Below are 12,144 nucleotides of genomic sequence, written 5' to 3'. Positions count from 1 at the left end.
GAAAATTCGCACAATCTTTATTAAATTTACTCCAATCCAAAAAGCCATCCTTTGCCAAAGCTAACAGTCATTACCATTGTGTACAATAACGTTCGCGATATCGAACGTACCATCCAGTCGATCCTTAATCAGACCTATAAAAAAATTGAATATATAGTAATTGATGGGGCCTCTACAGATGGCACTTTGCAGGTTGTTGAGCGTTATAAGGATCAGATTACAAAAATTGTATCTGAACCTGATAAAGGCATTTACGACGCCATGAACAAAGGTTTGGCGCTAGCTACTGGCGATTATGTTTTATTCATGAACTCAGGAGATGAGATTTATGATAAACATACCGTTGAGGATGTTTTTGCTACTGCCCCTGGTGCCGATATTTATTACGGGGAAACGGAAATGTACAATGATAACTGGGAAAATTTAGGCCGTAGAAGGCACGAAGCACCCGAAGAATTCGACTGGACCAGCTTTAAATACGGCATGAACATTAGCCATCAGGCCATTTACATCCGCCGCAGTATTATTACACCATACGATTTAACTTATAAGTACAGTTCAGATATTGATTGGATCATCAAAGCGGCAAAAAAAGCCTCAAATATTGTTAATGTTCACCGTTATGTAGCCAAATATCTGGTTGGTGGCATGAGCAAGAAAAAACATCGCGAGAGCTTAAAAGAACGGTTTAAAATCTTCACCAAATATTATGGCTTAGTACCGAATATCTTTAATCATATTATCATCGCAGGTAATTTAGCTTTGTATTTTGTAAAACACCGCAGAACTAATGATTAGCTTATGAATGAAGAAATTAACGAACTACTCTCTATTTATAAGCAGGAAAAGGAATTGATCGAGTCCTTAATCGAAAGCGATAAGCTGGATAACGATTACAAAGCTATTTACTTGAATTCTAAAATTCTAGCTAAAATCCAACACCAGATCAGATTAATTGAATTGTTGATTGATCCCGGTTTGCAGGAAAAAGAACAACTGAAAAGAAGATCAGATTATTATGCTGAAAGAAGCAAGCTTGGAGGATCTTATGATTATTATACACTTCTGCAAGCACAGCTTGACCAAGAACTTAAACAATTAAACAGTTATAAACCCAGTTACTTTAATGACGGACAAGAGTTTGATGATGCCATTTTCGATCTGGTTGAAAATAAAATCAGTGCTTTTATTTTCCATCTACGGAAAGAAGAAAACCTTTATCTTAAATTTTCGATAAAAAAGAACAAAATCATTATCAGATTAACCCCATTTTCAGATATTCTGGTTAAGAATTATTTTCATAAATCTGCAATAATTGTGCTTAAACAGATCGGCTTTAAGAAAAATAAATCGCTCACCTGTTATCAAATTAAATGCCCCTTAGAAGGCTTTAAAGATGCGGTCGCAATAAAAACAATTGTAAGCCGGGTAGTTTACGAAGCACTTTACAATTATCAGCTAAACAAATTAACAACATTAGAGATCATCCCCTAATCTCAAATTTCTAAAAACAATAATTTCCCCTAACTGTCTTTAATATATCACCTTATTAAAAATTAAAGATTATGGGACAATTAAGTAACCGCATTATTGCTGTACTTACAGAAAGCGGATTTGAAGAAGTAGAATTAACCGAACCAGTTAAAAGGTTAAAAGAAGAGGGCGCAACCGTTCACATTATCTCCTCAAAAAGTGGAAAAATAAAAGCCTGGGACCATGATCATTGGTCGATAGAAGTTGATGTAGACAAAACCATTTCGGAAGCAAATGCCGAAGATTATAATGGTCTGCTGCTACCGGGCGGTGTTATCAATCCCGATCAGCTTCGTGTTAATGAAGATGCGATAGCCTTTGTAAAATCTTTCTTTGCCGATGGGAAACCAGTTGCGGCAATCTGTCATGGGCCTCAAACCCTAATTAATGCAGATGTGGTTCAAGGCAGAAAAATGACCTCAGTAAAAAACATTTCACAGGACTTGATCAACGCAGGCGCACTATGGTCGGATGAGGAAGTGGTGGTAGACCAGGGCTTGGTTACCAGCCGTACACCAAAAGATCTGCCTGCTTTTAACGATAAAATTGTAGAAGAATTTGCAGAAGGTGTTCACGAAGGGCAGCATGCTTAAAAACTTTGGACGCTCTTTCTAGATTCACTCAAAAACGGTTGGCAATTGTCAGCCGTTTTTATTTATTTGTTGCCGTCAGATGCTACCATCTGACGGAGCGTTATTCTCAATAAAATAGAATTACCTTGTTTAATCCTTTTCAGTGTCGGATGGTAACATCCAACACCACGCTAACATCTAACTCCACAGCACTTTACAATTTAACCTGTCTAATAATATTTTTGATGTTCAATTCAATAATGTCGGTCATGGTTTTACAGCGTAAATAATTTGCATCCTTAAAATAATCGCTCATACTCTGTTTTAGCAGCGCGATGTTTTCAGGTGTGGTGAGTTCTTCTTTGTTCGAAACATCGCGGAGATCAGTTAATCGGTGCCTTTCGCTCCTTACACGGTGCACAATAGACGATCGCTCTTCCTGTTGGTATTGCAGTACGGTTTTCTCAGTTAATTGCTCCATGCTCATTTTAACATAAGGCAGATTCTCTTTAAAAAACTGGGGCAGATAAACCTTTAAGTTCCCTTCGTAAAACTGCTGGTCGAAATCTATTGCACGGATACGGAACTGAATATCATCAAAATCGGGTGTTATCTGTACTACAAAATTATAAGCCCGCATATCACCTAAAAGCATAATTAAACAACGTTCGTTAAACTTTACAAATTCTTTTGCTATCCTGGTCGGATTAAACTCAGGTGTATATAACTGCCCTTTTGTAAAAACATCACCTGGAATCCCTGCAATATGTTCTTCCACTAAAGTATTGCCATCAACCAGGTAATTCACCTGATTTGGCGAAAGGATTTCTTCCATTTCCAAGCCATAAATACGCGAAGCATCAGCTTTTTTGATGTAGAAATAATCGTAAACATCATTTAAACGGTTTACAATGCGGATACGAAATGGATGGGTATTTCCGAAAGTACAATATTCAATTTTATCGATGTATTTATGTTCCACAATCCGTAGATTGCCCGATGCTTTTAGGTTCGCATAAATTTCCTTTAAACCATCATGCAGGGTTTCAATTAAATCCTGCGCATAAATCGGCCCTTCCCAGAGCGAGTCTTTACCAAACTTATCCATTAAAGGGAAAGCCTCGTTAAACTGCATTAAATCATTATAACCGATGGGCAATTTCGCTTCGCGTTGATAAGTGCGTAAATATTTCTGTAAAGCAGGCGTTACCGGAAAAATCGGCTTCTTTTTTGAAATTCTTACATCGTTATTTTCCATGTAGAGGCAATGTACTATTTAAAAATTTAACCACAAAGGGTACGAAATTTTCCGCGAAGAATACAAAGTCGTGCATTGCACTGTGCCCTTTGCACCCGTTTCTTAGCGAACTTTGCCGTTAAGACCCAGGGTACTTAAACGGCAAGCCACTCAAATACCTGCTGATTTTCCGGTAAGGATAATTCCCAGCACCATGATCGGCAAACTGCACAATAATGGTATTCGTTTTTGGATCAATGTACAACCTTTGGCCAAGCATGCCTTCTGCAGCATAATCACCGTTATCTCCTTCCTGCGGAATCCACCAAAGGTAGTGATGGGCTGATTTTTGCCAGCCTTTTGCCGATGCAGGTTTTTCGGTACCGATATTTATCGATTGATTTACCCAGCTTTCTGGAACGATCTGTTTGCCGTTGTATTTGCCTTTATTTAAATACAACCGGCCAATTTTAGCGAGATCAATAGCAGTTACCTGAAAACGGCTCGCGGTATTTGTTAAACCGTTAAGCTGATCCAATCCCCAGGTTGCGTTATACTGTGTTCCCATCTTTTTCCATACATTGGCTTCGAAATATTGAGCCACCGATTTACCCGTTGCCTTTTGCAAAACCCAACCCAATAAAATCGGATCGATACTTTTGTACTTCCAAACCGTACCGGGTTTATTTACCAGTTTAACTTTCATCAGTTGGGCTTTCATATCATCCGTATAATAATATTTGGCTTCATCAGAAAAAAAAGCCTTAACAATTCCACCTATAGCATCCTGAAACTCCAGGCCTGATTTCATATCTAAAAGGTTTTTTAATGTAATCTCCTCAAAGGCGGAATTCGGTTTTAATTCCGGAATATACTGAGTTACTTTATCGTTTAAACTTTTAATGCTATGCTCATTTAATGCTTGCCCGATCATAATGGAAATCATGCTTTTGGCACCAGAAAATATGGTGGCTAAGGTGCTATCACGATAACCCTTATCATATTTTTCGTATAAAACACTATCATTCCTGATCACGATAAAAACATTGATCTGCCCATTTTTTAAATACTCCTTCAAGGGAATAGATTGATTGTTTCCGTCCAGGACATGAAGTGTATCTAAATCGTTCCGTTGCTTGCCCGATCTGATGAAATGAAAGGCAGAATCACTTTTATGCGAAGTTTCCTGCGGGAAAATTTTATACGTTTCGGCACCAGGTGTTCTATTTTTTAACACAATTAACAGATAGGGCTTCCAAAGAAATAGTGCAAACAGCGATAAAAAAAATGAATAAATCAGAATTAAGAGTATTTTTTTGAAAGTTTTCATGGGTAGGCGTTATCCCAACAAATATAAAATATTTAGGAAATTATGCCTGCTTAAGAAATTCATTTGTGGTAAAAAGAAGTTGATGTTTAGGTTTATATTTCCACCTTTTATGGCTCCACAACCAATACTCGGGCTTTGCCTTGATAATTTCTTCCAAAAAACGGGTGTGCATTTCAGTAATTTCAAACTCGGCGGTCTCGGCCGGATTTAAACAAAGGGGCACACAATTTACCTCGTAAAAGCCTCGTTTAAGCACATTGATTTTGAAATAAAAGATAGGCTGGTTGGTACGTTTTGCAATTTTTTCAATCCCTAACTGGACAGAACTGGGCTGATGCATAAAACTTGTCCAATAATGCGACTCGTCTTTTGAGGGTGCCTGGTCATTCCCAAAACTAAATATGCTCGGTTTATCTTTACTCGCCTGCAAAGCCCTCATGGTTTGTCGCATGGCAATTAATTTGTTACCGAATTTGCTTCGTACTTTTTTAAACCAAGTATCGAAAACCGGATTGGTTAAGGGCTTATAAATGGGATAATGATCTGCAGAAAAATTGAGCCCGATACCTAAGGTACCCCATTCCCAGTTTCCATAATGTGCTGAACAGACTAATACACTTTCTCCCCGATCTAAATATTCCTGAACCTGCGCTTTGTTTTTAAATACGAAACGCCTTTCGATTTCTTTTTTTGAGATATTGCCCATTTTAATAATCTCGAAGACCAGCGAAGCCAGGTATCGGTAAAAGCGTTTTTCGATAACCAAAATTTCTTCTAATGTTTTATCAGGAAGCGCATTTAATAAATTTTCCCGAACAACTTTACGCCGATAACCGAAAACAAAATACAGTAGTAAATAGGCTCCGTCGGCCAAAATGTATAAAGCAGATAATGGAAGCAGAGATAATACGCCTAAAAAAAATATTCCCAAATGGGAAATCCCCTTTTTAATCATACCAGAAATTTAAAGTGCTAATTTAAAAAGCACCTTAAAAAATTATGCCACGAAAATGTTAGATTTCATATTTAGACAAATGGATTAGCCTAGGCCATGGCATCCATTATATTTTGATCTTTTCTGATGATTTCTGAAATCTTCTGCTCAGGTTTATATTTCCATCTGCGGTGGCTCCATAACCAATAAGCTGGTGCTTCTTTGATCATATCCTCTAAAAAGTGCGTATGCATTTCGGTGATTTCGAACTCAGCAGTTTCTGCTGGCTTTAAACAGATCGGCACACAATCTACTTCGTAATACCCTCTTTTTAAATAATTTATTTTGAGGTAAAACACTGGTCGGTTTGTTTTTCTTGCTATTTTCTCCACCCCTAACTGGATAGAAGATTCCTGATTTAAAAAGGTCGTCCAGTAGTTCGATTCATCTTTTGAAGGTGCCTGATCGCTTCCAAAGGTAAACATGGTCGGTTTATTTTTACTCGATTGAATAGCCCTTAAAGTTTGACGCATAGACACCATATGATTGCCAAATTTGCTTCTCATGGTCAAAAACCACTTATCAAAAGCCTCGCTGCTCAACGGTTTATAAATTGGGTAATGTTTGCCAGAAAAGTTTAAGCCAATAGCCATACACACCCATTCATAATTGCCATAATGTGATGAACAGAAAAGCACACTTTCGTTGTTTTTGAGATAAGCTTCTACCAGATCGGTATTTTTAAATTTTACCCTTTTATTTAATTCCTTTTTAGAAATGCTTTTCATTTTAATCACTTCGATAAAAAGTGAGGAGAAAAATTTATAAAAACGTTTTTCTATGGCATTGATTTCTGGAGTATTCTTCTCGGGGAATGCATTAACCAGATTTTCTCTGACCACTTTCCTACGGTAGCCAAAAACATAAAATATTAACACATAAAAAACATCCGCCAATCTGTATAAAATAAATAACGGCAAAAGAGAGAGCATATTTAATAAAAATATACCCATTTTGGATAACCCTTTATTAATCATGAGGTGGGATGATTAGTTTGCTTGCAAAAACACAAAATTAAGGCTGAACCTAAAATTAATTGCCATATAATTGTTAGTTTTTTATTCCCATAGGTTTTATGAAAATACACTGACAAAAAATGGTGCGCCAGATTAATGATTAAACTGGATTACAAATACTTAATGCAAACGATAGCCTAATTTATACACTTCAGAAAGCCATTTTAAACGCTGTTTCTCAGTTGATTTTTTGATAATCCCTACATAAGTAACTTTTACCGGATCTACCCCACAGAACTGAAGTACACTTTTCTTTAGCTGGTTAACACTTGGTCGGCCAAAAAACAATCGATAATACCAGGATGGCTGGTCTAGTGTAGTGATAATCCTTGCTGTTTTTCCTTTTAACAATTTATCCCACCAAACACTATTTTCGCGATATTGAAAGGCAATCCCAGGAAGAAATAAACGATCGATAAAACCTTTCATTATGGCAGGCATGCCGCCCCACCAAACAGGATGTACCCAAACCAAATGATCAGCAGCTTTGATTTTTTCCAAACTGAATAACAGATCTGGTTCCAATACCATCCGCTGGCGATAGCCAAACTGCAGATTGGGATTGAATGTTAAATCGGCAATATGGATTACCGAAACATTTGCCCCTGCCTTTTCTGCACCGTTATAATAAGCTTCTGATAAAGCAAAATTAATACTGTCTTTATTTGGATGGCCATTGATAATAAGAATATTTTTCATGCTATTTTTATTTAAACCACAAAACTAGCTTTGATTTTACGCTCGATAGGCAGACAAATGTCCTTAAATGATTTCTTTCCGCAATCTGCTTAAATGCCTCGGAGTGATAGCCAGAAAAGATGCGAGATATTTCACCGGAATCCGTTTAATGTAATCGGGATAACTTTTAAAAAGTTCCAGGTAACGTTCTTTGGCAGCATCTTTCTGGTACATAAAAACCCGTTTCTCTAAATGTAAATATTGCTGTTCGGCTATTGTTTTTAAAAGTTTCAATCCATTAATACTTGACTCGGCCAAACCATCTACCACTTCTTTTTTAATGATCAATAAATCCACATTGCTCATGGCCTGAATATTCTCAACGGTGGGATTGCCGGTAATCAATGACGAATAAGCTGTCATAAACTGATTCGGAAAGGTAAGGCAATAGGTATATTCTTCTGCGCTGGCAGATGTATAAAAAGAACGCAGAATCCCCGATTTTATAAAAGCCACTTCCCTACATATTTTATTCTCGGTGATGAAGAATTCTCCTTTTTTTAATGTTCTTGGTGTAGCGTTTGCTTTAAAAACATCAATTTCTGCCGATGAAAGAATATTAAAGGATTGTAGGTAGCTTTGCATGGATATTATATTGTTTTGGAAAGATAAGTAAAACTGAAGAAACCTAATACCACCGCCCCAACGCCCCTAAACCTTATTGCAGCGGTATCCCCCGATTCTTCATCGGGGATTAGCGGAAAGAAGGACTGACTTTAAAAAAGGTATTCAAATTGCTTTCCTAATTATTTTTATCACTCTTAAGAAGCTAACTCTTAGAGTTGACAACTTCCTGGTCCATTTATTATTAAAGTTGTCAACTCAACAAACCATTTAAACGCAAAAAAGCCCCGATTTACATCGGGGCTTTAGTAATCTATATTTTTAAGTCCCCTTTAGGGGATTTAGGGGTTTAAGCGAATTGCTTTCCTTTAACTTTACGTTCTTGTTCTGTTAAGAAGATTTTACGTAAACGCATGCTTTGCGGTGTAACCTCGATATACTCATCAGCCTGGATATATTCCATAGCCTCTTCTAAAGAGAATTTAATTGCCGGTGCAATACGGGTATTATCATCAGTACCAGAGGCACGCATGTTGGTTAATGCTTTACCTTTTACCACGTTTACCACTAAATCGTTATCACGGATGTGCTCACCCATAATCTGACCTTCGTAAACATCAGTTCCCGGATCGATAAAGAAACGACCTCTATCTTGTAACTTATCGATTGAATAAGCAGTAGTTTGTCCTTTTTCCATTGACACCAATACACCGTTTAAACGACCAGGGATTGTACCTTTCCAAGGCTCATAAGCTTTGAAACGGTGTGCCATAATCGCCTCTCCTGCTGTAGCAGTTAAAACGTTGTTACGTAAACCAATGATACCACGGGCAGGGATTTCGAATTCTAAGTGCTGTAAATCGCCTTTTGGCTCCATAATTAACAACTCGCCTTTACGTTGAGTTACCAATTCGATTACTTTACCAGAAACTTCGCCCGGAACATCAACGATTAAAGTTTCAATCGGCTCATGTTTCTTACCATCAATTTCTTTAATGATAACCTGAGGCTGACCTACCTGAATCTCATAACCTTCACGACGCATCGTTTCGATCAGTACAGATAAATGGAGAATACCACGGCCATAAACCAACCAAGCATCAGGAGAAGCTGTTTCAACAACTTTTAATGCTAAGTTTTTCTCCATCTCTTTATACAAACGTTCTTTAATACGCTGAGAGGTTACTAATTTACCTTCTTTACCAAAAAATGGAGAGTTGTTAATGGTAAACAACATGTTCATCGTTGGCTCATCAATGCTGATAACCGGTAATTGTTCTGGTGCCTCAAAATCAGCGATTGTATCGCCAATATCAAAACCATCAATACCTACAACTGCACAAATATCACCTGAACTTACTTCTGTAGTGCGGATTTTACCTAAACCTTCGAAAGTATAAAGTTCTTTTACTCTTGATTTTACGATTTTACCATCGCGTTTGATTAAAGTAACCGGTTGGTTTTCTTTAATTGTACCACGGTGTACACGACCGATTGCGATACGACCTACGAAAGATGAATAATCTAACGAAGTGATCTGCATCTGTAAAGTACCGTCGTTAATTGGTGCAGGTGGAATGTTAGCCACAACCGCATCTAATAAAGCGAAAATATCAGTAGTTGGAACTTTCCAGTCGGTACTCATCCATCCTTGTTTAGATGAACCGTAAATTACAGGGAAATCCAATTGATCTTCAGTTGCTTCAAGGTTAAAGAACAATTCGAAAATCTGCTCATAAACCTCTTCTGGGCGACAGTTTTCTTTATCCACTTTGTTTACTACCACAATTGGTTTTAAACCAAGGGCTAGAGCTTTTTGCGTTACGAAACGCGTTTGAGGCATTGCACCTTCAAAAGCATCGCAAAGTAAAAGTACACCATCTGCCATTTTCAGAACACGCTCTACCTCACCGCCGAAATCCGCGTGACCAGGTGTGTCAATAATGTTAATTTTTACGTCTTTGTATTGAACCGATACGTTTTTAGATACAATCGTGATACCACGTTCACGCTCTAAATCGTTGTTATCCAATATCAAATCTCCTGTTTGTTCGTTGTCACGAAAAATAGAACAAGAATGTAAAATCTTATCAACCAAAGTAGTTTTGCCGTGGTCAACGTGTGCTATAATAGCTATATTTCTAATCTTTTGCATAAAATGCGCCTCAAATTTGGCGCAAAGATAGTGTTTTGAAATGGATTTTCTACTATATCTATCACTATTTAATATGATGATAATGTTGTAATTATCTCATTTTAAACAGAAAAGCGAATGCTATATTTTCACTTTTATTACTCCCTTACCTTTCCGTTGGATTCTTAGAAAATCCTGAACAAGCTTAACTAAATTTAGTTTTAGATTCAGTTAAGCATAATTTTTATATTATGAATATCATTACTTTTACCTGCCTATTAAAATCAACAGATGAAAATTGAATCGCACACCTTAAACAATGCCAATATTGCCGAAGTTCTTTCGGAAGAAATAATTATTAATAATGCAGCCGATGGATTAGACTTATTGGGAAACCTATACTACCAGGGTTTTGATAAAATCATTATACACGAACAGAACATTACACCTGCTTTCTTCGATCTGAAAAACGGAATAGCTGGAGAAATCCTCCAGAAGTTTTCAAATTACCGGGTAAGCCTTGCAATTATAGGCGATTTTAGCCCATATCAAAGCAAAAGCATTAAAGGTTTTATTTACGAAAGCAATAAAGGCAAACACATCAATTTTTTGGGTTCGACGGCTGAAGCCCTGACAAAGCTAGCTGAATGAAGTTTACTGTTTGCTTAACCAATCCTCGTAAGAAATTACGCCTAGCTCTGGCCTTGCCTTTCCTTCTAAAATGGCAATAAATTCTAATGCATGCCCATCAGGATCGTTAAAATAAATAGCTAAAGCGGGCATCCAGGCAAAAACCATTGGTTCGTGATTTCCACTTTTAAGAAAATTATAAGGCTGAAGGTTCTTAGATTCAAGAAATTGAACTGATTTATGCAGTACATCATCTACTTCACAACGAAAGGCAAAATGCCTGATATCGATTTCGTCTTTAGGTTTTTCCCAGATCCCTAACATGGCTTCATGGGGTTTTCCAATCCAGAAAAAGGCAATTTTGCGTCCTTCCTCGTAGTGGCACTGTGTTAAACCCAATGTATTACTGTAAAAATCGATCGATCTTGCTAAATCTTCAACATAAATATGTGTTTCAAACAGTCCTTTTATCATACATTGAAGGTAGAAATAAGTTATTGCCGCAAAAAATCGTGTTTTTCGATACTGCCATCAACAAAATCGATATCTGCAGCCTGATGGGTTACCAAAAACTCAAATGCTGTATTAAGCATAAATAACTGGATTGAAATGAACAAAAGGTTTTTAAAATATGCAGGCAGGTGCAGCATTGCTTTTATCGCGTTGATTGGGCTTTATTTCCTAATCGCCTTTTGTTGCTCACGCATTACCATAAATGCCAGCCCTTCAAATCCCAAAGAGGTTGCCATCTACATCATGACGAACGGCGTACACACCGATATCATCGTTCCAGCTGTTAGTGCAGAAATGAACTGGACAAAAGAAATCAGTTACCAAAATACGCTTGAAGCCGATAGCACCTATCAATACCTGGCTATGGGCTGGGGCGATAAAAAATTCTACCTGGAAACACCAGAATTTTCGGACCTTAAACTCAGTAACGGCTTACGGGCAATCTCTGGACTGAGTACATCTGCCATGCACACCACCTATTACAGAAACATATGGGAAGATGCGAGCTGCAAGAAAATTATCATCAGCAAGGCGCAATACCGACAACTGATCGATTATATTTTAAATAGTTTCAAAAAAGACGAAACCGGACATTTGATCAATGTTAAATCGAACATCCATTATGATATTGGTGATGCCTTTTACGAAGCAAACGGAAGTTACAGTATTTTCAAAACCTGCAATACCTGGGCAAATGCAGCACTTAAAGCTTGCGGGCAAAAAAGCTGTTTGTGGACCATTTTCGACACCGGTATTTTTTTAAAATACCAGTGATAAAATACAGTGAAATAACTATACAGGTGTTTTACACCTTTAAGCAATTCTGCGTACAAATTTACTTGTCATATTAATCGGACAGCACAAAGCGTTAATTTTATTCTTA

Annotated in this window: 13 protein-coding genes; 5 read left to right on the top strand and 8 right to left on the bottom strand. The window is 37.3% G+C overall.

Annotation, left to right across the window (positions count from 1 at the left end):
* Positions 1-51: 51 nt before the first annotated feature.
* The 3 genes from ACN9MR_RS25890 (at position 52) to ACN9MR_RS25880 (ending at position 2,126) form a co-directional block, all read left to right on the top strand.
* A complete protein-coding gene (locus ACN9MR_RS25890) occupies positions 52-798 on the top strand; it encodes a glycosyltransferase family 2 protein (protein ID WP_426327319.1) in 747 nt (248 codons plus the stop codon).
* Between the two features lie 3 nt (positions 799-801).
* A complete protein-coding gene (locus ACN9MR_RS25885; protein WP_426327318.1) occupies positions 802-1,494 on the top strand; it encodes a hypothetical protein in 693 nt (230 codons plus the stop codon).
* A gap of 71 nt (positions 1,495-1,565) precedes the next feature.
* Positions 1,566-2,126 (top strand): type 1 glutamine amidotransferase domain-containing protein, encoded by a 561-nt coding sequence (locus tag ACN9MR_RS25880; protein WP_426327317.1) that lies wholly within the window; start codon positions 1,566-1,568, stop codon positions 2,124-2,126.
* A 193-nt stretch (positions 2,127-2,319) separates the two neighbouring features.
* Here the strand turns inward: ACN9MR_RS25880 and ACN9MR_RS25875 are convergent, their stop codons facing one another.
* The 7 genes from ACN9MR_RS25875 to typA all read right to left on the bottom strand — a co-directional run bounded on the left by ACN9MR_RS25875 (position 2,320) and on the right by typA (position 10,139).
* Positions 2,320-3,363 carry a hypothetical protein gene (locus ACN9MR_RS25875; protein ID WP_426327316.1) on the bottom strand — a complete coding sequence of 348 codons (1,044 nt, stop codon included), beginning with the start codon at positions 3,361-3,363 and terminating at the stop codon, positions 2,320-2,322.
* Positions 3,364-3,481: 118 nt separating this feature from the next.
* A complete protein-coding gene (locus ACN9MR_RS25870) occupies positions 3,482-4,672 on the bottom strand; it encodes a serine hydrolase domain-containing protein (protein WP_426327315.1) in 1,191 nt (396 codons plus the stop codon).
* A gap of 40 nt (positions 4,673-4,712) precedes the next feature.
* Positions 4,713-5,627, bottom strand: a complete 915-nt coding sequence (locus ACN9MR_RS25865) for a lysophospholipid acyltransferase family protein (protein WP_426327314.1) — start codon at positions 5,625-5,627, stop codon at positions 4,713-4,715.
* An 89-nt stretch (positions 5,628-5,716) separates the two neighbouring features.
* On the bottom strand, positions 5,717-6,643 hold the full coding sequence (locus tag ACN9MR_RS25860) for a lysophospholipid acyltransferase family protein (RefSeq protein WP_426327313.1): 927 nt from the start codon (positions 6,641-6,643) through the stop codon (positions 5,717-5,719).
* A gap of 159 nt (positions 6,644-6,802) precedes the next feature.
* Positions 6,803-7,381, bottom strand: a complete 579-nt coding sequence (locus ACN9MR_RS25855; RefSeq protein ID WP_426327312.1) for an NAD(P)H-dependent oxidoreductase — start codon at positions 7,379-7,381, stop codon at positions 6,803-6,805.
* Between the two features lie 63 nt (positions 7,382-7,444).
* A complete protein-coding gene (locus tag ACN9MR_RS25850; protein ID WP_426327311.1) occupies positions 7,445-8,005 on the bottom strand; it encodes a Crp/Fnr family transcriptional regulator in 561 nt (186 codons plus the stop codon).
* Positions 8,006-8,333: 328 nt separating this feature from the next.
* On the bottom strand, positions 8,334-10,139 hold the full coding sequence (typA, locus tag ACN9MR_RS25845) for a translational GTPase TypA (RefSeq protein ID WP_057931394.1): 1,806 nt from the start codon (positions 10,137-10,139) through the stop codon (positions 8,334-8,336).
* 270 nt (positions 10,140-10,409) lie between these two features.
* Here typA and ACN9MR_RS25840 point away from each other — a divergent pair, with 270 nt between their 5' ends.
* Positions 10,410-10,769 (top strand): DUF4180 domain-containing protein, encoded by a 360-nt coding sequence (locus ACN9MR_RS25840; RefSeq protein WP_426327310.1) that lies wholly within the window; start codon positions 10,410-10,412, stop codon positions 10,767-10,769.
* Positions 10,770-10,772: 3 nt separating this feature from the next.
* On the opposite strand, the gene ACN9MR_RS25835 is transcribed toward ACN9MR_RS25840, so the two are convergent.
* Entirely contained in the window at positions 10,773-11,222 is a 450-nt protein-coding gene (locus ACN9MR_RS25835) for a VOC family protein (protein ID WP_426327309.1), read from the bottom strand.
* A gap of 135 nt (positions 11,223-11,357) precedes the next feature.
* Between ACN9MR_RS25835 and ACN9MR_RS25830 the strand changes: the two genes are divergently transcribed.
* Positions 11,358-12,035, top strand: coding sequence for a TIGR02117 family protein (locus ACN9MR_RS25830; RefSeq protein WP_426327308.1), 678 nt, complete (start codon positions 11,358-11,360; stop codon positions 12,033-12,035).
* The last annotated feature ends 109 nt before the right edge of the window (positions 12,036-12,144 follow it).

The organism is Pedobacter sp. R-06 (assembly GCF_049913135.1).
Taxonomy (GTDB): Bacteria; Bacteroidota; Bacteroidia; order Sphingobacteriales; family Sphingobacteriaceae; genus Pedobacter.
This window is presented reverse-complemented; position numbering and strand designations above follow the sequence as displayed.